Origin of the sequence: Rhizobium herbae (assembly GCF_019511375.1) — a bacterium.
GTDB classification, from domain to species: Bacteria; Pseudomonadota; Alphaproteobacteria; order Rhizobiales; family Rhizobiaceae; genus Pararhizobium; species Pararhizobium herbae_A.
Genome location: NZ_JAEUAO010000001.1, coordinates 871,280 through 898,022, shown reverse-complemented (window position 1 = coordinate 898,022; position 26,743 = coordinate 871,280). Strand labels below are relative to the sequence as shown.

Here is a 26,743-nt window from a genome sequence, read left to right as displayed (position 1 = left end):
GGCGACAGATTTTTCCAATCAAACTGTCGCCCGAAACATATTTTTGCGGATCAGGTGCTACTCGCGGATGATCAGCAGATCGCTCGCGGTGAAGCGCAGCGTGACGACGTCGCCGACGGCCGGCGGGCTGAGGCCCGGCGCGTTGAACATGTCGAAGGAGATCACCGGGTCACCGACCTTCATGCGCGTGCGGATAACTGAGCCGAGGAAGTTGCTGGAAACGACCTGGCCGGTCAGCGCCGTATCTCCCTTGGCGCTTTCCGCGATCGAGCCCGCTTCGGGCCGCAACGCCAGCGAGACCGTGTCGCCCGCCTTGACCGGGCCGAGAGGCTCACGCAGCGTGATGGCCTGGTCGCCGATGGAGATGCGGTTGGAGGCAGGGTCGACGACCGTCGCTTCGATCAGGTTCAGCGTACCGACGAAGGAGGCGACGAAGCGGGTGGCCGGCTTGTTGTAGATGTCGAATGGCGTGCCGATCTGGTCAGCACGGCCGCTGTTCATGACGACGATGCGGTCGGAGATCGACAGCGCCTCTTCCTGGTCGTGGGTCACGAAGACCGTGGTGATGCCGAGCTGTTGCTGGATCATGCGGATTTCTTCGCGCAGGGAGACGCGGATCTTGGCGTCAAGGGCCGACAGCGGCTCGTCGAGCAAAAGCACCTGCGGCTTCGGTGCCAGCGCCCGGGCAAGGGCAACGCGCTGCTGCTGGCCGCCGGACATCTGATAGGGGAAGCGATCGGCGAGGTGGCCGAGATGAATGAGCCCCAGCATTTCCTTGACGCGCGCGTCGACAGCCGCCTTGTTCATGCCGGCGATCTTCAGGCCGAACGCGACGTTGTCGTGCACTGTCATGTTGGGGAAGAGCGCATAAGCCTGGAAGACCATGCCGATATTGCGCTGGTTGGGCTTGAGGCTTTCCTGGTTCTTGCCGTTGATCCTGATCGTCCCGCCGCTTGGCGTTTCGAAACCTGCGATCATCCGAAGAACCGTCGTTTTGCCGCAGCCGGAAGGGCCGAGAAAGGAGACGAACTCGCCTTTCTCGATCGTCATGTCGAAATCATGGACGACCTGTACAGGACCAAAGCTCTTCTGAATGCCGGAGAGTTCAAGAAAGGACATGGACGATCAATACCTCAGGGCTTGGAAGGAGCCGATTTGCTGAAACGGGAGACAAGCTGCAACAGCGCCATCGAAGCCCAGGTGATGGCAAAAGCGATGATCGCAAGTGCCGGCGGCTCATAGGCGCGGTTGGCGCCGATCAGCTGCAGATAAGGACCGAAAGCCGGGCGGTTGAGCAGCGACGGCATGGTGAATTCGCCAATGACGATGGCGAAGGTGATGAAGGCGCCGGACAGAACGCCGCTCATCACGTTCGGAAAAATGCATTTGAACATGATGGTCGGCCAGGATGCTCCGAGGCTCTGGGCCGCTTCCGTCAGCGTTGCGACGTCGATGGTGCGCATGGCTGTGTCGACCGAGCGGTACATATAGGGCAGCGACAGCGTCATGAATGAGAACATCAGGAGCAGGTCGGTGCCGCGCGCGGAGCCGGTGAAAGGAATGAACGACGACGAATTGTAGAGCCGGAGATAGCCGAAGACGATCACGATGGCCGGGATGACGAGGGGCATCAGCGTGATGAACTCGACGAAGGGACGCATCTGCGGCAGGCGCAGGCGAACCCAATAGGCCGTCGGCACGACGAGCAGGACGCCGAAGACGATGGTCAGTATGGCCATCACGATCGAATAGCTGAAGGATTCGCGGAACTGGACGTCGGCGAACACCGAGCGGTAGGCGTCGAAGGAATATTCGCCACGACGCATCCGCAGCGAAAATTCGAACGTCGCGATCAAGGGGATGATGAAATAGGAGGCGCCGAAAAGGACAGCGATCCAGGCGCCGATCTTTTGTGTCTTCATTTCTGCCACCGTTCGGCGCGCATGCGGAGCCAGATGTAGATGAGGTTGGAAATGCCGGTTATGACGATCATGCCGAGCGCCAGCGCATAGCCGAGGTTCGGATTGTGCAGGACGTCGCCACGGATCTGGGCGTAAAGCTGGATCGGCACGATGTTGAAGGTTGAACCGGTCAGCGAGTAGGCCGTGGCGATGGCGCCGAAGGCGTTGGCGAACAGCAGCAGCGTCGTGCCGAGAATGCTCGGGAAGAGGATCGGCAGCGCCACCTTCATCCAGTATTGCGTATTGGTCGCGCCGAGGATTTCGGCCGCTTCCCGCCATTCCTTCTTCAAGCCGTCAAGTGCCGGCGTGATGATCAGCACCATCAACGGGATCTGGAAGTACATATAGGTGATGGTCAGGCCGATGAAGCTCAACAGGTTGAAGCCGGTGGCATAGAGATTGATGCCGAACCAGTCGCGCAGGAGCAACGTCACCAGGCCCGTGCGGCCGAGCGTGGCAAGGAAGGCGAAGGCGAGCGGCACGCCGGCGAAATTGGAGGCGACGCCCGAAAAGGTCAGAAGCGAGGAGCGGATCCAGGAGGGCAGGCCGCCGAGCACCACGGCCCATGCGAGAAAGAAGCCGATGAACGCGCCGCCCAGCGACGACGCCAGGCTGACCCTTATCGAAATCCAGTAAGAGGCCAGGATCTTGTCGGTGAAGAGTCCGGAAATGTTATCAAAGGTGAACTCGCCGGCCGGATTGAGAAACGCGCCCGTGACCAGGTAGAGCGTCGGTGCGATCAGGAACATCACTGCAAAAAGCAGAAAAGGCAGTATGCCAAGCCAGTCAATGGCCGTCTTCCTAAAATCAATGGCCTGTTTGGCGCTCATCCGGAAACCGTTTGGTGAAAATTGAAAAGCAGCCTTCCCGCGCGGTCGCGGGAAGGCCTTGATGCGGCAGTCTTACTGGACGTTGGCGCCGACGACGGTGTCCCAGCCCTTGGTGATGACTTCCTTGTAGGCTTCCTGTTCTTCCAGCGTCGGGAACACGGCCTTTTCATAGGCAGCAGCCGGCGGCAGCTTGTCGAGCAGCTCCTGCGGGATCTTGCCGTTCTTGGCGAGGTCGTTGAAGCGGATCGGGTGGCAATAGCCCTTCAACCAGCCGAGCTGACCTTCGTCGGAATAGAGGTATTCCATCCAGAGCTTGGCGGCGTTCGGGTGCGGCGCATAGGCGGAGATCGCCTGGACGTAGACGCCGGCGACAACGCCGGAAGCCGGGACGACGACGTCGACCGGCGGGTTGCCGGCAAGCGTGTCACGGTCGGCAAGCGCGTTGTAGTCCCAGCGCAGGATGATCGGCGTCGTGCCCTGGGCCAGCGGAGCGGACTTGCCGATGACGGGGACGAAGTTGCCCTTCGCGTTCAGTTCCTTGAAGAAGGCAAGGCCTGCTTCGCCGGCCTTGGCGACGTCGCCGCCAGCAGCGGAAAGGCCGGCCGCGAAAACGCCGGAGATGGCCTGGTTAGCGGTTCGCGGGTCACCGGCAAGAGCGACCATGTTGGCATATTCCGGCTTCAAAAGGTCGGCCCAGTCCTTCGGGCTTTCCTTGACGATGTCCTTGTTCACTTCGAAGGACATGACGCCGTAATAGTCGCCGTACCAGTAGCCTTCAGCGTCCTTTGCAGTGTCCGGGATCGTGTCCCAGGTTTCGACCTTGTAGGGCTGGATCAGCTTTTCAGCCTTTGCCGACGGGCCGAAGGAAAGGCCGACGTCGATCACGTCGGGGGCCTGGTCGCCCTTGTTGTCCTTGTTGGCCTTGATGGCTTCGATTTCATCGCCCGAACCGGCGTCCGGGTTGAGTTCGTTGACGGTCAGGCCGTACTTGGCCTTGAAGCCCTCGATGACGCCGCCGTAGCCGCACCAGTCGTGGGGCAGGGCGATCGTGGTGAGCGTGCCTTCTGCCTTGGCAGCGGCAATCAGTTCGGCGCTCGGCTCGGCAGCGGCGATGGCGGTCGATGCCACGACCATGGCGGTCGAAAGCGAAAGCAAGCGGCGCATATGTGAAATCACTGGTCTTCTCCTCTTGTGGTTATGTCAGCAGCTTCGGTGGAAGCTGATACTGGGGTCCGATGAAGCTTATGTGACAGGCAATGTTCCCTTTGCGACAGGACATTCGCAGCCGGAACACCTTCATTTTATTTTCAAAATTTGAACCCGCCCGGATACAGGCGGCAATTATAGCACCTATCGAATTGCGGTTCGCGACATCCTTCGTCAGGTTTGGCGCTGCGTTCTGTCTCTCATGCTCCTCCTAAAGCGGCCTGCGAAAAAGCCGTGTTGAATCGAACAGGTTCTCGAGCGTTTTCATGCGGTCGCGCGTCTCGTCCCAGATGGAACTCTGCACGGCCTCGATCAGCGCCTCGACGGCAAACAGGATGATGACCGAACTGTCCCAGGCGGATGGCGCCTCGATATGGATGCGGAAAACACGTCGTGCCGACTTGGCGACGGGAGAGCCCCACTGGTCGGTGAACAGAATGATTTCGACGCCGCGGTCGCGGGCAATGCGCGCGAGCGTTTCCATTTCCTGCTCGTAGCGGCGGATATCGAACAGGATCAGGACGTCGCCCTTCCTCATGTCGAGCACGTAGTGCGGCCAGGAACTGGAATTGGCGGCGATCCGGGTCACGCCGGAGCGGATGACCTGCAGATGTGTAAAGAAATAATCGGCCAGCGCGCCGGTGATGCGGCCGCCGACCAGATAGATATTGCGCTTGCGGTCGGCAATCATCGCGGCCGCACCGTCGAACTCTGCCGTCTCGAGCTGGGCGAGGGTGGCGCGCAGGTTGTTTATCGTTGTGTCGGCGAAACGGTTGAGTATATGCGCGCCCGGCGCGTTGGCGGCCCAGCGGTCGTGCTTGCTGATCGGGTTGGAAATCGTCGCTTCGAGTTCCTGGTGGAGTCGCTGCTGGAAATCGGGAAATCCGCGGAAGCCGAGCTTCTGCACCATGCGGGCAACTGTCGGCGTCGACACGCCTGCATTCTCGGCAACGGTCGTGATGCTGCCGAGCCCGGAGACCGGGTAATTGTCGAGAAGCGTCGCCGCCAACTGCTTTTCCGCGCGCGTCAGCACGGAATAATGGGCGTTGATCACATCTGACACCGTCACAGTGCCTTCAGAGCTTGTCAATATCGATCCCCTGAGCCGGTCTTTGCCGGCTTTGTGACAGAGTAAACATCGCTGTCACAATTGGAGTCAATGGGTTTTTTGAAGAGATCGTTTCAGTTTTCGGTTGACACGGGTGAAGTCGTGAAGAATTCTTTTCATTAACGAATGCTGCGGCCCTTTTCACCGGGCCTGCTTTCAGGCCTGAAGGCAACTGAAAAGGAAATCGCATTTGATGAAGCTTTTGACCGAGGCGGAGGGGTCGCCTGTCGCAGTGGAAAATTTGCAGGCGTCGAGCCCGTTTCTGCTGGTGTGCGAGCACGCGTCCCCCCGTCTTCCGCAGAGAATGGGCACGCTTGGCCTGTCACCCGCGGCCCTGTCCAGCCATATCGCCTGGGATCCTGGTGCGCTGGCCGTGTCCGAGCTTCTGGTGAAAAGCCTTGATGCGACGCTGATCTATCAGCGGTTTTCGCGTCTGGTCTATGATTGCAATCGCCCGCCGGAAGCGCAAGCTGCCATGCCGCCCGTCAGCGAGGTCTTCGAGATACCCGGCAATGCTGCGATTTCCGCAGCCGAGCGCCGGGCGCGGACGGAGGCGCTCTATCTGCCGTTCCGCGACGAGCTGGCGGATTTCATCGCTGCGCGCAAGGTGAGCGGCAGACCACCGGTGCTGGTGACCATGCACACCTTCACGCCGGTCTATCACGGCAGGCAGCGCGAGGTCGAAGTCGGTATCCTGCACGATACGGACAAAAGGCTGGCCGACTGTATGCTGGCGGCCGCCGAAAACACGAAACGCTACGATACCCGTCGCAACGAGCCTTATGGGCCGGCCGACGGCGTCACGCATACACTCATTGAGCATGGCTTGAAGAACGGCCTGCTCAACGTAATGATCGAGATCCGCAACGATCTCGTTTCGGATGAAATCGGTCAAAGGGTCATGGCCGATTATCTGACGGGCCTGCTGGGCGAAAGCCTGGCGTCACTGTCGCAATAAAAAGACCTGGGGAGCGGCATGTCCGCGGAGACTGGTCCATGGGCTTCCATGGACGCTGGCACTTCAGCCGGCCGGCAATACCGCCGGAGGGCTGGTCGATACAGGGGAAAAAAATGTCGAACTATACTGACACAGACAAGCATGAGGACATGAAAGTCCTCCATTCGATGGGCTATGCGCAGGAACTTGAGCGGCGCATGAGCTCGTTTTCCAACTTTGCCGTATCCTTCTCGATCATCTGCATTCTTTCGGGCGGCATCAACTCGCTCGCGCAGGCGACGTCGGGAGCGGGTGGTGCCGCGATCGGTATCGGCTGGCCGCTGGGCTGCTTCATATCGCTCGTCTTCGCGGTTGCCATGGCACAGATCAGTTCGGCCTATCCGACGGCGGGCGGCCTCTATCACTGGGGCTCGATCCTCGGCAACCGCTTCACCGGCTGGCTGACCGCATGGTTCAATCTCCTGGGTCTTGTCACCGTGCTCGGCGCAATCAACGTCGGCACCTATTATTTCTTCATGGGATCCTTCGGAACGCCGTATCTCGGTCTTGAAGATTCCATGACCGTTCGTCTCGTCTTCCTGGTGATCATCACCGGCCTTCAGGCGATCGTGAACCACATGGGCATCGGCCTCACCGCCAAGCTCACGGACTTCTCCGGTTACCTGATCTTCGCCACCGCGATCCTTCTTGCCCTTACATGCCTGGTCGCCGCCGACAGCTACGAGGTAGGCCGCCTTTTTACGTTCTCCAACTACTCCGGTGAAACCGGCGGTAACGTATGGCCGGCAACCTCGGGCACCTGGGTTTTCCTGCTTGGCCTGCTTTTGCCGATCTACACGATCACCGGGTATGATGCTTCGGCGCATACGTCGGAAGAGACGGTCAAGGCAGCGGTTTCCGTTCCCAAGGGGATGGTGTCCTCGGTGTTGTGGTCGGCTCTGTTCGGCTACGTCATGCTGTGCAGCTTCGTGCTGATGATCCCGAACATGGACGAAGCCGCCAAGCAGGGCTGGAACGTGTTCTTCTGGGCGATGGATGCTCAGGTCCATCCGCTTGTCAAGGACATCCTCTATCTTGCGATCTTCGTCAGTCAATGGCTGTGCGGTCTGGCGACCGTAACGTCGGTCTCACGCATGATCTTCGCCTTTTCGCGTGACGGCGGGTTGCCTGCATCGAAGGCTCTCGCAAAGGTCAGCCCTACCTATCGCACGCCGGTTGCGGCGATCTGGACCGGCTCGATCCTCTCCGTGCTTTTCGTCTGGGGCTCGTCGCTCGTTTCGATTGGCGAAACGCCGGTCTATACGATCGTCGTTTCCTGCACCGTCATCTTCCTGTTCTTCTCCTTTGCGATCCCGATCACACTTGGCCTTTTCGCCTGGGGGACGTCAAAGTGGGACAAGATGGGGCCGTGGAACCTCGGTGAGGGCATGTTCAAGCTCTTTGCCGTCTTGTCGATCATAGCGATGGTTCTGATCTTCGTGCTTGGTATCCAACCGCCAAACGATTGGGCGCTCTACATCACCGTCGGCTTCCTGATCGTCACGGCCATTGTCTGGTTCGGCTTCGAAACGCGCCGTTTCAAGGGTCCGCCGATCGGCGAAGAGGTTGCGCGCCGCGCCGCCGTGATCGCCGCCGCCGAGAAGGCGGTTGGGGAAAAATGAACTGGTGAGATAGTGCGGGGGCCGCCTTTGCGCGGCTTCCGCCAGACATCCAGCAAATGGAGCGCCTGACTGCTCCATTCGATCAAGCACGGGATTTTTGCAATGAGCGCGAGCTATTCGTTTGAGGAATTGAAGAAAGATGTCGCCGAAGGCCGCATCGATACGGTTCTGGCGTGCCAGGTGGACATGCAGGGACGCCTGATGGGCAAGCGTTTTCATGCGCAGTTCTTCGTCGACAGCGCCTGGGAAGAGACCCATAGCTGCAACTACCTGCTGGCGACGGACATGGAGATGGACACGGTGTCCGGCTACAAGTCGACCAGCTGGGAAGCGGGCTACGGCGACTATACGATGAAGCCTGATCTCTCGACGCTTCGCCGCATTCCCTGGCTCGAAGGCACGGCGCTGGTTCTCTGCGACATGCTCGATCACCACACCCACAAGGAAGTGCCGCATTCGCCGCGTGCCATCCTCAAGCGGCAGATCGCCCGGCTCGAGGCCATGGGCCTGAAGGCCTACATGGCGACCGAGCTCGAATTCTTCCTGTTCGACCAGAGCTATGACGACGCGCGCGAAAGCGGTTACCGCGACCTGAAGCTGGTCAGCGGTTACAACGAGGACTACCACATCTTCCAGACGACCAAGGAAGAGGATGTGATGCGGGCGATCCGCAACGGCCTGCAGGGCGCCGGCATCCCGGTGGAAAACTCCAAGGGCGAGGCGTCCGCCGGCCAGGAGGAAATCAACGTCCGCTATGCCGACGCGCTGACGATGGCCGACCGGCACGTCATCATCAAGAACGGCTGCAAGGAAATCGCCTGGTCGCGCGGCAAGGCGATCACCTTCCTGGCCAAATGGAACTACCATGCCGCCGGCTCGTCGTCACATATTCATCAGTCGCTCTGGAGCCTTGACGGCAAGACGTCGCGGTTCTTCGACAAGGAAGCCAAATACGGCATGTCGGACACGATGCGCCACTACGTTGCCGGCCTGCTGACGCATGCGAGCGAGATCACCTATTTTCTCGCGCCCTACATCAATTCCTACAAGCGCTTCATGGCCGGCACCTTCGCGCCGACCAAGGCCGTCTGGAGCAAGGACAACCGTACCGCCGGATACCGGCTCTGCGGCGAGGGTACCAAGGCGATCCGCATCGAGTGTCGCGTGGGCGGCTCCGATCTCAATCCCTATCTCGCCATGGCAGCGCTGATCGCCGCCGGCATTGCCGGCATCGAGGGCCAGCTCGAACTGGAGCCGCCCTTCGTCGGCGATGCCTATGGCGGCAAGAACATCCGCGAAATCCCCGGCACGTTGCGCGATGCGACAAGGGCCATGAACTCCTCGAAGATGCTGCTCGACGCTTTCGGCGAGGAGGTGATCGAGCACTACACTCGCGCTGCCGAATGGGAGCAGGAGGAATATGATCGCCGCGTGACCGATTGGGAAGTTGCGCGTGGGTTCGAGCGGGCGTAACGCCATCATTCAACAACGGACTTCGATCCGACATCTGTCCGAACGACCGGTGCCGGATCGCAAATTTTGACGACAGAACAGGAAAACGATCATGACCATGATCCAATGCATTTCCCCGGTGAACGGGGAGGTTTACGCTGAGCGCCCCGCGGTCGATGCGGCTACCGCTTCAGCTGCGGTAGCCCGCGCGCGCGCCGCCCAGAAAGGCTGGGCGAAACGGCCGATCGAGGATCGGGTCAAGCTCGTCCTTGCCGGCGTGGCGCGGCTCAACGAGATGGTTGACGAGGTCGTGCCCGAACTTGCCTGGCAGATGGGCCGGCCGGTGCGCTACGGCGGCGAGTTCCGCGGCTTCAATGAGCGGTCGAACTATGTCGCCTCCATCGCTGCCGATGCACTGGCGCCTATCGTCGTAGAGGACAGTGCCAGCTTCGAGCGCCGCATCGAGCGCGTCGCGCATGGTGTCGTCTTCGTCATCGCGCCTTGGAACTATCCGTACATGACGGCGATCAACACGGTCGCGCCCGCGCTGATGGCGGGCAATGCCGTCATCCTCAAGCATGCCAGTCAGACGATCCTAGTTGGCGAGCGGATGGTGCGCGCCTTCGTCGAGGCCGGCGTTCCCGAAGATGTCTTCCAGAACATCTTCCTCGACCATCAGACGACTTCAGCACTGATCGCGGCCAAGAGCTTCGATTTCATCAATTTCACGGGCTCCGTCGAAGGTGGCCGGTCGATCGAGCGCGCCGCCGCCGGTACGTTTACGGGTCTTGGCCTCGAACTCGGTGGCAAGGATCCGGGCTATGTCATGGATGACGCAGATCTCGACGCTGCTGTCGATACGCTGATGGATGGGGCAATGTTCAATTCCGGGCAGTGCTGCTGCGGCATCGAGCGCATCTACGTGAACGAGAACCTCTACGACGATTTCGTTGAAAAGGCCGTCGCCTTCGCATCTTCCTACAAGCTTGGCAATCCGCTCGAGCAGGAGACCTCGCTTGGACCGATGGCGCATAAGCGCTTTGCCGCCGAAGTCCGCGCCCAGACGGCCGAGGCCGTTGCCAAGGGTGCCAGGGCGCTGGTCGATCCGAAGCTGTTCCCGCAGGATGACGGCGGTGCCTATCTTGCGCCGCAGGTGCTTGTCGATGTCGATCACTCCATGAAGGTGATGACGGAAGAAAGCTTCGGCCCGGTCGTCGGCATCATGAAGGTGAAGAATGACGAAGAAGCGCTGGCTTTGATGAATGACTGCAAGTACGGGCTCACAGTGTCGCTATGGACGAAGGACTCCGAACGCGCCGCCCGGATCGGCAATGAGCTTGAAACCGGCACCGTCTTCATGAACCGCGCCGATTATCTTGATCCGGCGCTCTGCTGGACCGGCGTCAAGGAAACGGGCCGTGGCGGCTCGCTGTCGGTCATCGGTTTCCAGAACCTGACCCGTCCGAAATCCTACCATCTGAAGAAAGCCTAAGCGATGACCATCACAGCCAACTGGAGCTATCCGACCGCCATCAAGTTCGGGGCAGGGCGGATCAAGGAACTCGCCGATCATTGCAAGGCGCTCGGTATCAAGAAACCGCTGCTGATCACCGACCGGGGCCTTGCACCGATGCCGATCACCCAGAACGCGCTCGATATCCTTGATGCGGCCGGGCTCGGCCGGGCGCTGTTCAGCGAGGTTGATTCCAACCCGACCGACGTCAACCTCGCCGCCGGCGTCAAGGCCTTCAAGGACGGTGGTCATGACGGCGTCATCGCCTTCGGTGGCGGCTCAGGGCTCGATCTCGGCAAGTGCGTCGCCTTCATGGCGGGGCAGACCCGGCCTGTCTGGGACTTCGAGGATATCGGCGACTGGTGGACGCGCGCCAGCGTCGATGGCATTGCACCGATCATCGCCGTGCCGACGACTGCAGGGACCGGCTCCGAGGTCGGCCGCGCCTCGGTCATCACCAATTCGCAGACCCACACGAAGAAGGTGATCTTTCATCCGAAGTTCCTGCCGGCGGTGACGATCTGCGACCCGGAACTGACGGTCGGCATGCCGAAGGTGATCACCGCCGGTACCGGCATGGATGCCTTTGCCCATTGCCTGGAAGCCTATTCCTCGCCGTTCTATCATCCGATGTCAGCCGGTATCGCGCTTGAAGGCCTGCGGCTGGTCAAGGAGTATCTGCCGCGCGCCTACAAGGACGGAACTGATATCGAGGCCCGCGCCCATATGATGAGTGCGGCCGCCATGGGCGCCGTCGCCTTCCAGAAGGGGCTCGGAGCCATCCACTCGCTGTCGCATCCGGTCGGCGCGATCTACAACACCCATCACGGCATGACCAATGCCGTCGTCATGCCGCCTGTGCTGCGTTTCAACCGCCCTGCCATCGAGGACAAGATCGGCATGGCCGCCGCCTATCTCGGCATTTCCGGCGGTTTCGACGGCTTCTACGACTACGTCCTGAAGCTGCGCGAAGAGCTGGGCGTGCCCGACAAGCTGTCTGCGCTCGGCGTCGGCACGGATCGCATCGACGAGATGGCTGCAATGGCCATCGTCGATCCGACGGCGGGCGGCAATCCGGTCGAACTGACACTCGATGCCGCAAAGCAGCTCTTCCAGGAGTGCATCTGACCGCAGGCGGGTCGCCTTTTTCAAATGGCCCCGCCGATCCGTCGTCACATTTACACGGAGCGATCCCGGCGGTCGCTCCGTTTTTTGTTTTCCGGCTAATAATTTGTTTGCCGTTCGTTAACCCTGATTTGCAAGGCTGAATGCACTGGGCGCCCTTGCATGTAGGGCGGTGATGGCAGCAAAGCGTGCCGGCGGAAGTGAGATGGCTGTAATTTCAATCGCGAATGCCAAGGGGGGAGCCGGCAAGACGACGGTGGCATTGCTTCTGGCCACGGAGTTTGCGCAAGCGGGCGGGAAGGTCGTCATCTTCGATTGCGATCCTCTGGCGTTCGCAGCCAAGTGGCACGAATCGCCCGGCGCGATTGACGGCATAGCTGTCGTGACCGGCGTGACCTTCGCCAATCTGGGTGCCAACCTGCGGGCTCAAAGCGGCCAGGCAAACCATGTCATCATCGATCTTTCCGGGGCGCGCGACGCGCTGATCGCCTTGGCCGCCGGTCTTTCCGACCTTATGCTTATCCCTGTGCAGGGCTGCGCCATGGATGCGCAGGGCGCTGTGCATGTGCTCGACATCATTGGCCAGGTAGCAAACAATGCGCACAGCCACATCAATCATGCCGTGGTCCTGACGCGGGTCAGTTCTCTCGTGACCACGCGCGCCATCCGAAGCGTCAAGGCGCGGCTTGCCGAGCGCAACGTGCCATTGCTCGATACGCCGATTATCGAGCGCAGCGTTTATCGCGACATTTTCGAGCATGGCGGCTCGCTCTATACGATCGACGAAACCAAGGTCAGCAATCTCGCCAAGGCACAGCGAAACATGCAGGGACTGGCATTGGAAGTCCTGCGCCTGGTGAATGGGCAGCCGCATCTGCAATCGAGCGGTTCGCTTGCACGTATCTGCTACAAGGCGCCGGACCGCATCCCACAGCCAGAAGGCGATGCCGGACGTCCGCCAGCCGCGCGGGCTTTCCGGTCCTCAGACGCCGCTGCGATACACGCCGATCCCTGACGGCTCAACATCGCGACGATTTGTTGCGTGGTGAGCCGCTTCGATACCGCTATGGGCCGCCATGTAAATTCTAATGAGGGGCGTATTTAGATTTTCTTAACCACCATCTGAAAGGTTTGATTAACCGGAGCGCGATGGATTTTGCGCTTTTCGGAGAGCCATGCCGGGGCTCGGACGCTTTTCAGACAGGAACAGCAATGCCAGTCATTACATTTGCAAACACCAAGGGCGGCGCGGGCAAGACGACTGCCGCGCTTATCCTCGCGACGGAACTCGCGCGCCATGGCGCGCGCGTCACCATTCTCGACGCCGATCCGCAGCACTGGATCTCCCACTGGCATGAGATTTCGGGAAAAGTCGCCAATATCGACGTCATTTCGAATGTGACGATAGCATCGCTGCAGACGCATATTCGCGAAAACCGGGCCACGACCGACTATTTCGTCATCGATCTCGCCGGCGCCCGCAACACCCTGATGGCTACCGCGATCGGGCTTTCCGATCATGTGATGATCCCGATCCAGGGCTGTGCCATGGATGCCAAGGGAGGCGCCCAGGTGCTTGAGTTGCTCTGTCATCTGCAGGAAAGGGCAGGCATCCGGATCAACCATTCCGTCGTGTTGACCCGCGTCAATTCGCTGGTGACCACACGGGCGCTCCAGGTCGTCAAGCAGTTGCTGGCAGAGCGGTCCGTGCCGGTCCTCGATACGCCAATCATCGAGCGCGCCGCGTTCTGCGATGTCTTCGACTGCGGGGGTACTCTGCAAATGATGGACCCGGGCCGGGTCAGCAACCTCGACAAGGCCTGCGAAAATGCCCGAGCCTTCGGCGACGAAGTGCGCAAGCTGGTTCCGCTGCGACTGGCCAGCCCGGCACGCCGGGCTGCGTGATTGCCTAAGCTCAAAACCGCGCGGATCGATCTGCGCGGTTCGTCTTGTTGCGGAAAGCTGCGATGACGTATTTCAGCCGCGAAAATCGCCCTCGTTCATCTCGCGCTCATCATAGTTCAGATCCCATTCCTTGCCTGGCTTTTTCTGGCCGGGCGGGTTTTTATGGGCGGTCGCATCGTCCGATCCGGTGATGACACGAGGCTTTGCGCTACTAACGCCATTGTTGTCGCTGCGCCTCTTCGGCTTGGCGAACTGACCTTCTGCATCCTTGCGAATAACGCTTTTCCCGCCGGAACGCGACGGATTGTCCCGGGCGACCATCAGCGATCTCCCTTTGTCTTGCCGACGTCCGTCGCCTTGTTACGGTCGGGATCGTTCAGGTTCTCGCCACGCGCATCGCGCGCCTTCGCGGGATCGTCCTTTGCGGGCAGATAGCCGCGCGGCCGGGTCTCTTCAGGCCCTTCCCACCGAGGCGACTGTTCGGTTGTTCCTGCAGGGCCTGGTTTGGGTGTCTTCTGTTCCATATCTGGCTCCTTTCAATCCTCTTCCTCAACAGGACAAACGGCGAAAGGTTCCATTCGGTTGGAAAGGACGAATAACGGCGTTCGATTTGCCGGATGTTCCGATCAGAAACGACGGTCGACGAAGTGCTTGGCCTGGGCGCCGGCGTGGTAGAATGCCGACTTGAGGTTGCGCCACGGATCGGGTGTCACCGGCTTTTCGGCCAGCGGCAGCGCCTTCGGCTCGCCGGTGACGTGATTGGCAAGCGCCCGGCCGAAGACCGTGCCTGGGGCGATGCCGCGGCCGTTATAGCCGCTGATCGAAAACACGTTCGGCGCCATCACATGCATCTGCGGCAGGTGGTTGGTGGTCATGCCGATGCGGCCATCCCACCAGTATTCCAGCCGGAGATCGCCGATCATCGGGAAGAGCTTGCGCAGCGAGCGTTTGACGAAGGCGCGGTGCGTACCTTTCGCCAGCGCGTCCAATCGGCCGATGCTGCCGAAGATCAGCCGGTTCTGCTGGTCCATGCGGAACGACGTCATCACAAGGCCGGTGTCCCAGCAGCCCTGGCGCTCCGGCAGGATGCCGCGGGCAATATTGTCGCTGAGCGGCTCGGTTGCGAACTGGAAATAGGGCAGGATTGTCAGTTCTTCCGTATGGGCGGTCCAGGGTGTGCGCTCGATAAGCTTGCCATAGGCATTGGTGGCAAGGATCACGCTTTTCGCCGTGATCGTGCCGCCCGGCATCGTCAACTTCCAGATGTCCCCCTTGCGCTCCGCGGCGAGCAGCGGTGTATCGGTATAGATTTCGGCACCGGCGGCGAGTGCGGCGCGGGCAAGGCCGCGGGCATAGGCGAGCGGCTGGATCGTGCCGGCCCGCCGGTCGAGCAGGGCGCCGGCGAATCCTTCCGCACCCGTCAGCGTCCTGGCGCGCTCGGCGGACAGCACCTCGACGGGCGCCCCGAATTTGCTCCACTGCGTCTCCCGATCCCTGAGTTCGGCCAGGCCTTCGGCGCCGACGGCCATATGCAGCGTGCCGCTGCGCACCGCCTCACATTGGATCTCGTGCTTGGCGATCAGGTCGTAGACGACGGACGGCCCGTCGGCGAGTTCGGTGAGCAGACGGGTACCGGCTTCGGCGCCAAGCGTCGCAATGAGATCGTCGGGTTTCGTCCACATGCCGGCATTGACGAGACCGACATTGCGTCCCGAACCGCCGAAGCCGATCATCTTTGCCTCGGCAAGGGCGACTTTCACGCCCTTTTCGGTCAGATGGAGGGCTGCCGAAAGACCGGTGAAACCGCCGCCGATCACCGCGACATCGACGGTGATGTCGCTTGCCAGCGGTCGGGTCTCGGGAGCCGCAGGCGCCGTGGCATGCCAAAGGTTGGGAAGGGAGCGTTCGGCGGCCATCGCGGCATCCTCGTCTGTCGAAATTGAACTTACTTTCTTCCGACAGATAGAGCATTGCTGCAATGTTTTTTAATGATGAAACATGATGAGGTCATGAAGCGCGGGGATGCCGAAACCGCTCAAACGGTTGGGGCCGCGGTGCTCCAAGCTACGCACCGCGACCCCCTATTCCATCTCCCAAAAGTGTGCCCAATATCTCTCTGGCCGAGTGACGCGCAGCCCTCGGTGAATGGTTTCGTGCTGAAAACCGTCGGCGCGCTATTGGATGACCCCGGCGCCCAGATACCCCTTATTTCTAACAGGTTTTGAGCCCCTTTACTCCCCCAATTGGAGGAGGACGCGGATTTTTTTAATCGAGGAATTCGACGGTGGTCCCGACGCTGACCATCTTGGCGAGCTCTGTCGCATCCCAATTGGTCAGGCGTACGCAGCCATGGCTTTGGGTCTTGCCGATCTTCGAGGGTTCCGGCGTTCCGTGAATGCCATAGGTCGGCTTCGACAGGGCGATCCAGACCGTGCCGACCGGGCCGTTCGGGCCGGGCTGCAGGGTCAGCACCTTGTCATTCTCACCCTGCTTGAAGTTGATCTTCGGATTGTAGGTATAGCCGGGATCGAATGCGATGCGATCGACCTGCACGGTGCCCGAGGGAGATGGGGTGTCGGACGAACCGATCGTCGCCGGATAGGCGGCAATCAGTGTGCCGGCCTCGTCATAGGCAAAGACCTGCTTGCGGTATTTGTCGGCCACGATGCGGGTAACCTTGCCCTTCTTCATTTCCCCGGGGTTGATCACCTTGATGATAGTGCCGGGAATCGTGAAATCGACGCCGGGGTTCAACTCCCGCAGATAGGCCTCGTCCATGTGGAACTTTTCGCCGAGCATTTCCGCCGTCGAGGTGAACGACAGATGCGGCAGGGCGGCCTTGTGCGCATAGTCTTCCGGTATGGCGGCGACATACGGGCCGGCGGCATCCGCAGCCGTGATCGTATAGGTCGTGATCGGCAGCCCGCCGGAGAAGCGTAGCCGTTCCATGATGTCGTCGGTGTTGTTCGGGTCCAGCGTTTCGCCCGTCGCCTGCTGCCATGCCTCGATCGCCTTGGTGACGTTCGAGCCGCTCTTGCCGTCGATCACGCCCGGCGAAAATCCTTCGCGGTCGAGAAACACCTGCAGGGCCGTGATTTCGGCGCTGGATTTCTTCGTGATCCGCGCGGCCGGAGGCAGGGTCTGGCGTTCTTCCTGCGGCAGGGCTTCCATATCGTTCTCGTCCAGAGGCGCCGGATACTCGTTCGGCAGTGCCTGACGCTCGACGCTCGGCGGCGTTACATCGCGATAGTCGGGTATGGAAGCGGTCACGTCGCCCGGCTCGGAAAACCACTGTTCGGGATATTCCTGCTCGGAAAAACCAAAGCCCTGGTTGGCGTAGGTGTCGCGGCGGCGGATTTCGTTGAGTTGCCGGCCGCTGCCCATCACAGTCGCCACGATATTGCCCCAGGAATCCACCAGGATGGTACGGCCACGCCGGTCGCGCATCATCTGCACGTCGCCTCCGGGCAGATAATCGAGAATTTCGCCCTCCGGCGTGACGAGAACCGCATTGGCCGGCAAACGGCCGAAGCTGTCCTGCGCCTTTGCCGTAGTGGCAAGGGCGAGCATGCTTGCGGCAGCGAGAAGGGCAATTCCGGTTCGGGAAACAAGCGTCACGATGAAACCTATAGTCTGGCGGTTGTGGTCGGGCCTACAAATCAAATGGGACGGTAATATGAAATAACTGAATTCATCATGAACAGTTCCCTAAAATCCATTTAATTCGGTGGGTTGGCCGTTTCAAGCAGAAGATTTGCTGCTGTCTTTGCGGTAGATTCGCGGGACCGGATTGCCGGCGGTTCTCGCCGAATCACGCACTTGGAAAACGTTCAATGCCGATCACGATATCCGGTAGGGATCAGGAAAGTGAATTCCAGATCCTGCTCGACCGCCAATCGGCGCTGGATATCGGCGCGTTTGTCGTCAATGGCGTCGATATTTCTCCGGGTGCCGCTATTCCCTCGGATGGTGACCGGCGCATCGATCAGGCGCTGCAGGGCTTCTTCTTTACCTGCGGTCCAGATCATATCCGCCATCCGGAACCGGTCGAGGGTTTCGATGACGGGCGTAGGTTTCCTTTGCACGGTTCGCTTTGCGGCACGCCCGTGCGGCGCACGCAAATGCCGGCCCCGGGCGAGCCGCCGGGATGTTTTGCCGAAACCGAAGTTCTGCTCGCCAACGGCGCAACGGCGCTGGTGACACGACGCTGGGCAATCAGCCCGGACGAAGCAGAAGTCTTGCTTTCGGACCGTGTAACCAACACGGGTGCCAAACCGTTCGCTCCGATGCTGATGTACCACATGAACATAAGCGGCTCGATGCTTGGCGAGGACACGCGTATTGGCGGGACAATGTTCGGCGACGAGCAGCAACCATGGCGGTTTGGCGAGGGCGATAGCGCGCATTTCTGTCTGCCGGCGGCGAAGAGTGCGAATGACGGCTGGGCGCAGGTGAGCCTCGGTCCGCTCGACGCCTTGTCCGGCCGCTCGGTCATCGTGAGGTTTTCGACCGCAACCCTGCCGTTCCTGCAGATGTGGCGATGCCAGCGCGGGCCGGCCGACGTCATCAGCATCGAGCCCGCGTCCCACCGGATTGCCAAACGGACCGATCTTGCTGCTGCGGGTGAAATGCCGATGCTCGCGCCGGGAGAAACGGTGGATTATGCACTGGCGTTCCAGATCCGGTGAAACCGGCTTTCCGATTGACGCCTCAGGCTGGCGGTCTTACATCAGTCCGGACGCCATTTTCAGGAAGGTTTCCCATGGACATTCGCCAGATCAACGATGAGTATTCGGTCACCGGACAGATTTCCGTCGAAGACCTCGATACGATCAAGGCGATGGGGTTCAAGTCGATTGTCTGCCACCGCCCGGACTTCGAGCAGCCGGACCAGCCGCAGTTCGAAACCATCGCCGCCCGCGCCAAGGAACTTGGCCTCGACATCACCCATATTCCGGTCGGCCCGATGGGCGTGACGGCAGATGCCGTGCGCGAGATGGTCGATGCGCTGGATACGTTCGAAAGGCCGATGCTCGGCTATTGCCGCTCCGGTGCCCGCTCGACCAATGTGTATCAGCAGACCCAGCACATTCGCGGCTGACGAAGTCTTGTGAACGGCACACGTCTCTCGATCGCGCGCCGTTTGCGCCTGTCAGTTAGCCATTTCTGATCTGGCTCAATGTCCGCGTCGGCGTGATCGCCTCCGGATCGAGCCTGATCTCGATGATCGACGGCTTGCCGCTCCTGCGCGCGCGCTCGAAAGCGCCGGCAAATTCCTGCGTCTTTTCCACGCGCTCTCCATGTCCGCCAAATGCGCGGGCATAGGCTGCAAAATCGGGATTGGTAAGATCGGTTCCACTCACCCGTCCGGGATATTCCCGCTCCTGATGCATGCGGATCGTGCCGTAGATGCCGTTATTGATCACCAGCGTGATGATCGGCAGGTTGTAGCGGACGGCGGTTGCGAATTCCTGTCCGTGCATCAGGAAGCAGCCGTCACCGGCAAAGCAGATCACTTCGCGCGCTGGAAAGAGATGTTTTGCCGCGACGGCGGCCGGCAGGCCGTAGCCCATCGAGCCCGATGTCGGCGCCGCCTGCGTGTTGAAGCGGCGGAAGCGGTGGAAGCGATGCAGCCAGGTCGCGTAATTGCCGGCACCGTTGGCGAAGATTGCATCCTCGGCCGTGTTGGTCTCGATGTATTGCATGATCGATCCCATCTGCACATCGCCCGGGCCGGTTTCCGGTGGTGTGGACCAGGCCAGGTAAGCCTCATGCATGGCCGTGGTGCGATCGTGCCATAACGGCGCTGCGGCGGGCTTCAGGTCGTTCAAGGCGGCCGTGAAGCCGACCGGCGCCGCCGCAATCGCCAGGTCGGGACGATAGACGCGGCCGAGTTCGCCGGGGTCTGGATGGACATGCACCAGCGTCTGGCGCGGGTAGGGCACGTCAAGCAGCGTATAGCCGGACGATGGCATTTCGGAGAAGCGGCCACCGACCAAAAGCACGAGGTCCGCCTCTCGGATCTCCTTGGCGAGTGTCGGATTGATGCCGATGCCGACATCGCCGGCATAGTTCGGATGAAGATGGTCAAACAACATCTGGCGGCGGAAGGAGCAGCCGACCGGCAGCGTGAACCGTTCCGCAAATTCCTGGAATTGCCGGATGGCCTGTTCGCTCCAGCGCGTACCGCCGAGAATGGCGATCGGGCGCTCGGCCTTGGCCAGCAAGCCTTCGAGCGCCTTGATCTGGCCGCTGCCGGGATGACTTTCGACAGGCTGATAGGGTTTGGCGGCCGGCGCCTCGGTCTTCTGCGTGAGCACGTCCTCCGGCAAGGTCAGTACCACCGGGCCGGGGCGGCCGGAGGTTGCTATGGCGAAGGCGCGGGTGACGAATTCGGGTATGCGTGCGGGATCATCGATCTCGCCAACCCATTTGGCGATTTCGGTGAAGGCCCGACGATATTCGACTTCCTGAAAGGCCTCGCGCTCGCGCGCGTCGCGCTGCACCTGACCGATGAACAGGATCATCGGGATCGAATCCTGACGGGAGATATGCAAGCCCGCGGATGCATTCATCGCACCCGGACCGCGGGTCACCATGCAGATGCCCGGTTCGCCTGTGAGACGGCCCCAGGCATCCGCCATCATCGCCGCACCGCCCTCCTGGCGGCAGACCACCACGTCTATGTCGGTATCGTAAAGCGCATCGAGCACCGCCAGATAGCTTTCGCCCGGAACGCAGGAGATTCGCTTGACGCCATTCGCCTTCAGCGCCTCGACGATCAGTTCCCCGCCTGTCTTCATATCCGCTCCTCCCAGAGCTCGTGACAACACGTTCTGCCAATTTGATCGGTGCTGGACCGGCACCGTCGATCCTCCGGTCAGGCCGGACGCGATGAACATTGCGCTGACTGTAAATTTTGCCGCAATGTCGGTCATCCACGCCGTCGTTATGTCCGCCCCACCACTTTCAGGCACCAGACGGCAAAGTCCCGCATGGCGCTGTCGCGTCCCGTTTCATTCAGCGTTTCATGGCGCATCGTTGGATAGACCACCGTCGTCACGTCCCGAAGGCCCACGGATACCATGCGCCTGGCCAGCCACTTGATTTCCCGGGCACCGTTGGTAGCCGGATCCTCGCCCCCGCCGACAAGATGGATCGGCAGGTTCTGAGGCAGCCGTCGCAACCGCTCCCGCGTTGCGCCGCGGAATGTAAGTTCGAAGAGGTCGATCCACAACGAGACACTGGCGTCGAAACCGCAGAGGGGGTCCTCCACATACTTTGCCACTTCCGCAGCATCGTGCGACAGCCAGTCGAACGCGGTCCTGTGGTTGGGGATAGACCGGCCCCAGGCGCCGAAGGTCAGTTTTGGCAGAAGGCCGCTTGGGACATCCGAGCCCTTCAGCATCTTTTCGAAACCGAGAAGGACCTGCGCGGCGCGGCCGGCAAGACCCGGATTGAAGTTCGAATTCCACACCGCCAGGCCATCATAGAGGCCAGGATAGGTCTCTGCGGCATTGAGCGCGATCAGTCCGCCCATGGAATGACCGAATAGGATAAGCGGAAGGCCTGGATGATTGGCGGCCGCCATGTCGCGCATGGCCCTGACATCGGTCAAGACCTTGTCGACGCCCTGCCGGTGTGCATAGCGCCCAAGCGGCGCATCGCCGGCTTTGGTTGCGCCATGGCCGCGATGGTCGTGCGCATAGACGTGAAAGCCGTGCCCGGCCATGAATTCGGCCAAACGAGCATAGCGGGCCGAATGTTCGGCAAGCCCGTGGCTGACGATCAGCGCGCCTTTTTCTGGTGCAATTGCCGGTGAGTGGCGCCAGGCGAGCGCGGCTCCGCTCGGGCTTTGCAACGTTTCGACCTTGGCAAACACGCCAATCCTCCCAGGCGAAGTTCCAGCACGTCCCCGCTATCAACTTGATTTATCAGCGAAAGGCAATCGCTGCTTGGTGCTCGTTTCGCATCAGGTCAGGAAAGTTCGGGCGGATATAGATTCAAGGTTGCATTTTTCCCGTTTTAGTCTCTAAATGATCATGTTTTGTTCTTGTTTCTGGAGGGCTTTCGATGCAAGGGAATATCTTTACAGGCTTTCTCAGCCGTGCGGGACTTGCGGTGCTGGCAGCAATGATCGCATATCCGGTGCTTGCCGATGACAAGGCGGCGACGAGCGGAAAAACGCAATATATTCTCGCCGTCAGCTGGCAACCGGGTTTCTGCGAGACGCGGCCGAAGCGCAAGGAATGCGTCGGGCAGACGGCCGACCGCTATGATGCGACGCATTTCTCCCTGCATGGTCTCTGGCCGATGAAGAAGAGTTATTGCGGTGTCGCGGCAGATATTCGTGCGCGCGACAGGAAAGGCGACTGGCTGGAGCTGCCGCAGCTGGCGATGGCTGAGGAAACGCAGGCGAAACTCTTGATCGCCATGCCGGGAACGCAATCGGGCCTCGACCGGCATCAATGGCTGCGCAGCGGCACCTGCCAGGGCGGCACGGCGCAGGACTATTTCGCCATGCAACTGCGTCTTCTCGACGAACTCAACGGCTCGGCGGTGCGAACCCTGTTTACCGCTCGCCTCGGACAAGAGGTGACGGAAGGCGAGATCAAGCAGGCCTTCGACAAGAGTTTCGGCAAGGGGGCGGGCGAACGCGTGCGGATGCGCTGCCAGAAGGCGGGTGATCGCAATGTGATCACCGGATTGACGATCGGACTTTCCGGGGATGTATCGGCAGGTGCTGGCCTGTCGCCTCTGATCCTGGCCGCCGGCGATACCGATTTCAAATGCGGCAGGGGGACCGTTGACGCCGCGGGCGTTCAATGAATGGCTGAGGCAAGCCGGTTTCTTCATTGCTCCGCCGGGATAATTCGCCTACATAGCGGGCAAAATCCCATTCCGTCGGAGCAGTCGCTATATGGCACGTCAATTCATCTATCATATGTCCGGGCTGAGCAAGTCCTACGGTACCAAGAAGGTGCTGGAGAATGTCAATCTGTCGTTTTATCCGGATGCCAAGATCGGCATCCTCGGCCCGAACGGCGCCGGTAAGTCGACCGTGCTGCGCATCATGGCCGGCCTCGACAAGGAATTTACCGGCGAGGCGTGGGTCGCTGAGGGCGCGACCGTCGGCTACCTGGCACAGGAGCCGCAACTCGATCCGACCAAGACGGCGATGGAAAACGTCATGGAAGGCGTTGCCGACAAGACGGCCATCCTCGAGCGCTACAACGAACTGATGATGAACTATTCCGACGAGACGGCGGAAGAGGGTGCCAGGCTCCAGGACATCATCGATGGCCAGAACCTCTGGGACCTGGAAAATCAGGTCGAAATGGCCATGGACGCGCTGCGCTGCCCTCCCGGCGATGCCGACGTGACCACGCTCTCCGGCGGTGAGCGCCGCCGCCTGGCGCTCTGCAAGCTCCTGCTGTCGAAGCCGGACCTGCTGCTGCTCGATGAACCGACCAACCATCTCGACGCCGAGACCATCGCCTGGCTGGAAAACCATCTGCGCCAGTATCCGGGCGCCGTGATGATGATCACCCACGACCGCTACTTCCTCGACAACGTCACGGGCTGGATCCTCGAACTCGACCGCGGGCGCAGCATTCCCTATGAAGGCAACTATTCGGCCTACCTGCTTGCCAAGGCCAAGCGCATGGAGCAGGAAAACCGCGAGGATGCCTCCCGCCGCAAGGCGATCAGCCGCGAGCAGGAGTGGATCGCGTCCAGCCCGAAGGCCCGCCAGGCCAAGTCCAAGGCGCGTATCAAGGCCTATGACGAACTGGTCGAAGCGGCCGAAAAGATCCGTCCCGGCGACGCGCAGATCATCATTCCGGTCGGCGAGCGGCTCGGCCAGGTTGTCATCGAGATGGACAATATCTCGAAAGGCTATGGCGACCGCCTGCTGATCGACGGTCTGACGCTGAAGCTGCCGCCGGGCGGCATCGTCGGCGTCATCGGCCCGAACGGCGCCGGCAAGACGACCCTGTTCCGGATGATCACCGGTCAGGAGAAGCCGGACAGCGGCACCTTCCGCATCGGCGATTCCGTGCAGCTCGGCTATGTCGACCAGAGCCGTGATGCGCTGGACGGCAACAAGACCGTATGGGAAGAGATTTCCGGCGGTGCCGAAGTCATCAAGCTCGGCAAGTTCGACATGAACTCGCGTGCCTATTGCGGCGCCTTCAACTTCAAGGGCACCGACCAGCAGCAGAAGGTCGGCAACCTGTCCGGCGGTCAGCGCAACCGCGTTCACCTCGCCAAGATGCTGAAGGCCGGCGGCAACGTGCTCCTGCTCGACGAACCGACCAACGACCTCGACACCGAAACGCTGGCGGCGCTGGAAATCGCGCTCGAAAATTTTGCCGGCTGCGCCGTGATCATCAGCCACGACCGCATGTTCCTCGACCGTCTTGCCACCCATATCCTCGCCTTCGAGGGCGATAGCCACGTCGAATGGTTCGAAGGCAACTTTGAGGACTACGAGAAAGACAAGATCCGCCGCCTCGGCCCGGAATCGGTCAATCCGAGCCGCGTCAGCTACAAGCGTCTGACCCGGTAAGGACAAGCCCACGAGCCGCCTCTTCGGCGTGTTCGGATTGTGAACTGGAAGGCGGCTGCATTTGGCCGCCTTTTCCATTTGTGAACGTTGCGTCATTGCGCCACATTTCATCTTGCGACCGCCGTGAAAATCACATAAACATATCTTTATGTGTTGATGAGGGTGGCAATGGCGAGAGAGCAAGGGCTTGGACTGGACGCGTTGGTGGACGTCCTCAAGGCGGCGGGAGAGCCGACGCGGATGCGTCTTCTCGCCTTGCTGGCTGCCGGCGACCTGACCGTCACCGATCTTACCGAAATTCTCGGACAATCGCAGCCGCGAATTTCCCGCCACCTGAAACTGCTCGCCGAAGTGGCGCTGATCGATCGCTACCAGGAAGGTGCCTGGGCCTATTTTCGCCTGAAAGGCGAGGGGGCGGGGGTAGCGTTGGTGCGCGATCTCCTGGCCGCTTCCAGCGTCTCTGATGCGGTGTTGACGCGCGACGCAGAGCGGCTGGCGGCTTTGAAGCAGGCGCGCTCGGAGAAGGCGCAGGCCTATTTCAGCCGCAATGCGGCCGAATGGGACGAATTGCGCCGCCTGCATGTGAGCGAGGCGGATGTCGAGGCGGCGCTGAAAAAGGTCGTCGGCAGCGAACCGGTTGATGGGCTGCTCGATCTCGGCACCGGCACGGGGCGCATTCTGCAACTGTTCGAAGGGCTCTACCGGCGTGGCGTCGGCGTCGATGCAAGCCGCGACATGCTGGCCGTTGCGCGCGCCAACCTGGATCGGGCAGGCATCACCAAGGCTTCCATCCGGCATGGTGATATCTTCAACCTGCCGCTGGACGGGCGCCAGTTCGACCTGGTCACAATCCATCAGGTTTTGCACTTTCTGCAGCAGCCGGAAGCGGCGATCGCCGAGGCCGCCCGCATGCTGTCGCCCGGCGGCCGGCTGGCGATCATCGATCTCGCCCCGCACACGCTGGAATATTTGCGCGACGACCATGCCCATATGCGTCTGGGCTTTTCGCGCCAGACCATGGCCGAATGGCTGGAGAAGGCCGGTCTCAGTGTCGAAGAGGTTGTCGATCTAGCCCCGGAAAAGGATCGCGACCGCCAGTTGACCGTGACCATATGGCTTGCCCGCGACCAGCGGCAGACCACGGTCGCGGATTTATCCGAGGGCGGCAAAGCCCTAGCCTATGCCGGGAGGCCATGACATGCCGATACACACCCTTTACCCGGCCGAACGCGGCAATCTGAGGCTCTCCTTCGAATATTTCCCGCCCAAGAATGACGAGATGGAAACGCAATTGTTCCAGACCGTCGAGAATCTCGCAGCCTTCAAACCGGCATTCGTGACGATGACCTATGGCGCCGGTGGCTCAACCAAGGCGCGCTCCCTGACGGCCGTGCGGCGGATGATCCACGAGGCCGGCTTTCCGAACACGGCCGCCCATCTGACCTGTGTCGGCGCCGCCAAGGGCGAGGTGGATGCGATCGTCAGCGAGTTCATCGACGGTGGGGTTCGGCATTTCGTCGCCCTGCGCGGTGATCCCCAGGGAGGGATCGGCGCTCGCTACGAGCCCTTTCCGGGCGGTTACGAAAACGCGGCCGCGTTGGTCGCGGCGATCCGGGGCAGAGGCGACTTCGAGATTTCCGTGTCCGCTTATCCGGAAAAACATCCCGAAAGCCCGGACGTCGCCACCGATATCGATATGCTGAAGCGCAAGGTCGACAGCGGCGCAACCCGCGCACTGACCCAGTTCTTCTTCGACAACAATGATTTCGAGCGCTATCTCGAACGCGTGCGGCGCGCGGGTATCACCATACCCGTCGTTCCGGGCATCCTGCCAATCAACAATCTGGCGCAGGTCAGCAAGTTTGCCGGGCTGTGCGGCGCGCGGATTCCCGAGGTCGTTGTCGCCCGCTTGGCCCATCTCGACGAGAGCCCGGAGGAGCGCTTCAAGGAGGCAACCCATATTGCTGCCGAGCAGATCGTCGATCTCGCCCGTCGTGGTATCCGCGATTTCCATGTCTATACGATGAACCGGTCGCCGCTCGTCGCTGCGGTTTGCGATCTCGTCGGGTTTGAGCGGGCCGCCCCGGCTGGCGCCGCGGCCCGCGCAGCGGGTGCTGCCGCGTAGGCGGATTGCATCGGCATCCGGACAGAAAAAAGCCCTTGAGACCGAACGGTTTCAAGGGCTTTGTCGTCTGGCAGCGTTGCCTTGCCGTGCTCGGTAGAGCGATTAGCATGCTGCAATTGGTTTACGGTATTATAGTCCTTCTTTACCGATTGGACTGTTCGCCTGACGTTTTCAGATGAAAAGCATGGTTGCTACGAAAACGAACGCTGCACTTATCATGAGGACATTCAAAGAATGTGTAATTCCCATAACCGGCCCTCCTTGCGTTAACGCACGAAACATAGGGTGAAAATGTCACGGGTGAAAGAAAAAGTTATGCTGCGCTGCGG

The 26,743-nt window shown here is 60.8% G+C and carries 24 protein-coding genes; 13 read left to right on the top strand and 11 right to left on the bottom strand.

Annotation, left to right across the window (positions count from 1 at the left end; translation table 11 throughout):
- Positions 1-57: 57 nt before the first annotated feature.
- The 5 genes from JNB71_RS04405 to JNB71_RS04385 form a co-directional block, all read right to left on the bottom strand.
- The gene (locus JNB71_RS04405) at positions 58-1,119 is read right to left on the bottom strand and encodes an ABC transporter ATP-binding protein (RefSeq protein WP_220370594.1); all 1,062 of its coding nucleotides are present in this window, start codon (positions 1,117-1,119) and stop codon (positions 58-60) included.
- A gap of 14 nt (positions 1,120-1,133) precedes the next feature.
- Positions 1,134-1,922 (bottom strand): ABC transporter permease, encoded by a 789-nt coding sequence (locus tag JNB71_RS04400; RefSeq protein WP_220370593.1) that lies wholly within the window; start codon positions 1,920-1,922, stop codon positions 1,134-1,136.
- On the bottom strand, positions 1,919-2,791 hold the full coding sequence (locus JNB71_RS04395) for an ABC transporter permease (protein WP_220370592.1): 873 nt from the start codon (positions 2,789-2,791) through the stop codon (positions 1,919-1,921). Before JNB71_RS04395 ends, JNB71_RS04400 begins: the two co-directional genes overlap by 4 nt.
- Before the next feature lie 72 nt (positions 2,792-2,863).
- Complete coding sequence (locus JNB71_RS04390; RefSeq protein ID WP_220370591.1) at positions 2,864-3,967, bottom strand: ABC transporter substrate-binding protein; 1,104 nt, start codon at positions 3,965-3,967, stop codon at positions 2,864-2,866.
- Between the two features lie 241 nt (positions 3,968-4,208).
- The gene (locus JNB71_RS04385; RefSeq protein WP_220370590.1) at positions 4,209-5,087 is read right to left on the bottom strand and encodes a MurR/RpiR family transcriptional regulator; all 879 of its coding nucleotides are present in this window, start codon (positions 5,085-5,087) and stop codon (positions 4,209-4,211) included.
- A gap of 208 nt (positions 5,088-5,295) precedes the next feature.
- Here JNB71_RS04385 and JNB71_RS04380 point away from each other — a divergent pair, with 208 nt between their 5' ends.
- From JNB71_RS04380 to JNB71_RS04350, 7 genes are all read left to right on the top strand, one after another.
- Positions 5,296-6,063 (top strand): N-formylglutamate amidohydrolase, encoded by a 768-nt coding sequence (locus JNB71_RS04380; protein WP_220370589.1) that lies wholly within the window; start codon positions 5,296-5,298, stop codon positions 6,061-6,063.
- Positions 6,064-6,176: 113 nt separating this feature from the next.
- Entirely contained in the window at positions 6,177-7,724 is a 1,548-nt protein-coding gene (locus JNB71_RS04375) for an amino acid permease (RefSeq protein WP_220370588.1), read from the top strand.
- 102 nt (positions 7,725-7,826) lie between these two features.
- Entirely contained in the window at positions 7,827-9,197 is a 1,371-nt protein-coding gene (locus JNB71_RS04370; RefSeq protein WP_220370587.1) for a glutamine synthetase family protein, read from the top strand.
- Positions 9,198-9,288: 91 nt separating this feature from the next.
- Positions 9,289-10,668: an aldehyde dehydrogenase family protein gene (locus tag JNB71_RS04365; protein ID WP_220370586.1), complete on the top strand. Its 1,380-nt coding sequence runs from the start codon at positions 9,289-9,291 to the stop codon at positions 10,666-10,668.
- A 3-nt stretch (positions 10,669-10,671) separates the two neighbouring features.
- Positions 10,672-11,817: an iron-containing alcohol dehydrogenase gene (locus tag JNB71_RS04360; protein ID WP_220370585.1), complete on the top strand. Its 1,146-nt coding sequence runs from the start codon at positions 10,672-10,674 to the stop codon at positions 11,815-11,817.
- Positions 11,818-12,019: 202 nt separating this feature from the next.
- Positions 12,020-12,829 carry a ParA family protein gene (locus tag JNB71_RS04355; protein WP_220370584.1) on the top strand — a complete coding sequence of 270 codons (810 nt, stop codon included), beginning with the start codon at positions 12,020-12,022 and terminating at the stop codon, positions 12,827-12,829.
- Positions 12,830-13,026: 197 nt separating this feature from the next.
- A complete protein-coding gene (locus tag JNB71_RS04350) occupies positions 13,027-13,719 on the top strand; it encodes a ParA family protein (RefSeq protein ID WP_220370583.1) in 693 nt (230 codons plus the stop codon).
- Positions 13,720-13,791: 72 nt separating this feature from the next.
- Here the strand turns inward: JNB71_RS04350 and JNB71_RS04345 are convergent, their stop codons facing one another.
- The 4 genes from JNB71_RS04345 to JNB71_RS04330 form a co-directional block, all read right to left on the bottom strand.
- The gene (locus JNB71_RS04345; protein WP_220370582.1) at positions 13,792-14,040 is read right to left on the bottom strand and encodes a hypothetical protein; all 249 of its coding nucleotides are present in this window, start codon (positions 14,038-14,040) and stop codon (positions 13,792-13,794) included.
- Positions 14,040-14,243: a hypothetical protein gene (locus tag JNB71_RS04340; protein WP_220370581.1), complete on the bottom strand. Its 204-nt coding sequence runs from the start codon at positions 14,241-14,243 to the stop codon at positions 14,040-14,042. Before JNB71_RS04340 ends, JNB71_RS04345 begins: the two co-directional genes overlap by 1 nt.
- A 102-nt stretch (positions 14,244-14,345) precedes the next feature.
- Positions 14,346-15,635: an NAD(P)/FAD-dependent oxidoreductase gene (locus JNB71_RS04335; protein WP_220370580.1), complete on the bottom strand. Its 1,290-nt coding sequence runs from the start codon at positions 15,633-15,635 to the stop codon at positions 14,346-14,348.
- A gap of 349 nt (positions 15,636-15,984) precedes the next feature.
- Positions 15,985-17,337, bottom strand: a complete 1,353-nt coding sequence (locus JNB71_RS04330) for a L,D-transpeptidase family protein (protein WP_220370579.1) — start codon at positions 17,335-17,337, stop codon at positions 15,985-15,987.
- 215 nt (positions 17,338-17,552) lie between these two features.
- Between JNB71_RS04330 and JNB71_RS04325 the strand changes: the two genes are divergently transcribed.
- Both JNB71_RS04325 and JNB71_RS04320 read left to right on the top strand, forming a co-directional pair.
- The gene (locus JNB71_RS04325) at positions 17,553-18,407 is read left to right on the top strand and encodes a DUF4432 family protein (protein ID WP_220370578.1); all 855 of its coding nucleotides are present in this window, start codon (positions 17,553-17,555) and stop codon (positions 18,405-18,407) included.
- Positions 18,408-18,481: 74 nt separating this feature from the next.
- Complete coding sequence (locus JNB71_RS04320; protein ID WP_220370577.1) at positions 18,482-18,820, top strand: TIGR01244 family sulfur transferase; 339 nt, start codon at positions 18,482-18,484, stop codon at positions 18,818-18,820.
- A 55-nt stretch (positions 18,821-18,875) separates the two neighbouring features.
- Here the strand turns inward: JNB71_RS04320 and JNB71_RS04315 are convergent, their stop codons facing one another.
- Positions 18,876-20,522 (bottom strand): thiamine pyrophosphate-binding protein, encoded by a 1,647-nt coding sequence (locus tag JNB71_RS04315; RefSeq protein WP_220370576.1) that lies wholly within the window; start codon positions 20,520-20,522, stop codon positions 18,876-18,878.
- Between the two features lie 146 nt (positions 20,523-20,668).
- Complete coding sequence (locus JNB71_RS04310; protein WP_220370575.1) at positions 20,669-21,601, bottom strand: alpha/beta hydrolase; 933 nt, start codon at positions 21,599-21,601, stop codon at positions 20,669-20,671.
- A gap of 191 nt (positions 21,602-21,792) precedes the next feature.
- Here JNB71_RS04310 and JNB71_RS04305 point away from each other — a divergent pair, with 191 nt between their 5' ends.
- The 4 genes from JNB71_RS04305 (at position 21,793) to metF (ending at position 26,414) form a co-directional block, all read left to right on the top strand.
- Complete coding sequence (locus JNB71_RS04305; RefSeq protein WP_220370574.1) at positions 21,793-22,548, top strand: ribonuclease T2 family protein; 756 nt, start codon at positions 21,793-21,795, stop codon at positions 22,546-22,548.
- Positions 22,549-22,639: 91 nt separating this feature from the next.
- The gene (gene ettA, locus JNB71_RS04300; RefSeq protein ID WP_220370573.1) at positions 22,640-24,289 is read left to right on the top strand and encodes an energy-dependent translational throttle protein EttA; all 1,650 of its coding nucleotides are present in this window, start codon (positions 22,640-22,642) and stop codon (positions 24,287-24,289) included.
- 168 nt (positions 24,290-24,457) lie between these two features.
- Positions 24,458-25,486, top strand: coding sequence for an ArsR/SmtB family transcription factor (locus JNB71_RS04295; RefSeq protein WP_220370572.1), 1,029 nt, complete (start codon positions 24,458-24,460; stop codon positions 25,484-25,486).
- A 1-nt stretch (position 25,487) separates the two neighbouring features.
- The gene (gene metF / locus JNB71_RS04290) at positions 25,488-26,414 is read left to right on the top strand and encodes a methylenetetrahydrofolate reductase [NAD(P)H] (protein WP_220370571.1); all 927 of its coding nucleotides are present in this window, start codon (positions 25,488-25,490) and stop codon (positions 26,412-26,414) included.
- Positions 26,415-26,743: the final 329 nt, after the last annotated feature.

Bases quoted from the DNA above. Each gene is read 5' to 3' on its own strand.
- JNB71_RS04345 (WP_220370582.1), bottom strand. From the start codon at position 14,040: ATGGTCGCCCGGGACAATCCGTCGCGTTCCGGCGGGAAAAGCGTTATT.
- JNB71_RS04335 (WP_220370580.1), bottom strand. From the start codon at position 15,635: ATGGCCGCCGAACGCTCCCTTCCCAACCTTTGGCATGCCACGGCGCCT.
- JNB71_RS04350 (WP_220370583.1), top strand. From the start codon at position 13,027: ATGCCAGTCATTACATTTGCAAACACCAAGGGCGGCGCGGGCAAGACG.
- JNB71_RS04320 (WP_220370577.1), top strand. From the start codon at position 18,482: ATGGACATTCGCCAGATCAACGATGAGTATTCGGTCACCGGACAGATT.
- JNB71_RS04395 (WP_220370592.1), bottom strand. From the start codon at position 2,791: ATGAGCGCCAAACAGGCCATTGATTTTAGGAAGACGGCCATTGACTGG.
- JNB71_RS04355 (WP_220370584.1), top strand. From the start codon at position 12,020: ATGGCTGTAATTTCAATCGCGAATGCCAAGGGGGGAGCCGGCAAGACG.
- JNB71_RS04305 (WP_220370574.1), top strand. From the start codon at position 21,793: ATGCAAGGGAATATCTTTACAGGCTTTCTCAGCCGTGCGGGACTTGCG.
- JNB71_RS04405 (WP_220370594.1), bottom strand. From the start codon at position 1,119: ATGTCCTTTCTTGAACTCTCCGGCATTCAGAAGAGCTTTGGTCCTGTA.
- JNB71_RS04315 (WP_220370576.1), bottom strand. From the start codon at position 20,522: ATGAAGACAGGCGGGGAACTGATCGTCGAGGCGCTGAAGGCGAATGGC.
- JNB71_RS04375 (WP_220370588.1), top strand. From the start codon at position 6,177: ATGTCGAACTATACTGACACAGACAAGCATGAGGACATGAAAGTCCTC.
- metF (WP_220370571.1), top strand. From the start codon at position 25,488: ATGCCGATACACACCCTTTACCCGGCCGAACGCGGCAATCTGAGGCTC.
- JNB71_RS04370 (WP_220370587.1), top strand. From the start codon at position 7,827: ATGAGCGCGAGCTATTCGTTTGAGGAATTGAAGAAAGATGTCGCCGAA.
- ettA (WP_220370573.1), top strand. From the start codon at position 22,640: ATGGCACGTCAATTCATCTATCATATGTCCGGGCTGAGCAAGTCCTAC.
- JNB71_RS04340 (WP_220370581.1), bottom strand. From the start codon at position 14,243: ATGGAACAGAAGACACCCAAACCAGGCCCTGCAGGAACAACCGAACAG.
- JNB71_RS04365 (WP_220370586.1), top strand. From the start codon at position 9,289: ATGACCATGATCCAATGCATTTCCCCGGTGAACGGGGAGGTTTACGCT.
- JNB71_RS04360 (WP_220370585.1), top strand. From the start codon at position 10,672: ATGACCATCACAGCCAACTGGAGCTATCCGACCGCCATCAAGTTCGGG.
- JNB71_RS04295 (WP_220370572.1), top strand. From the start codon at position 24,458: ATGGCGAGAGAGCAAGGGCTTGGACTGGACGCGTTGGTGGACGTCCTC.
- JNB71_RS04400 (WP_220370593.1), bottom strand. From the start codon at position 1,922: ATGAAGACACAAAAGATCGGCGCCTGGATCGCTGTCCTTTTCGGCGCC.
- JNB71_RS04325 (WP_220370578.1), top strand. From the start codon at position 17,553: ATGCCGATCACGATATCCGGTAGGGATCAGGAAAGTGAATTCCAGATC.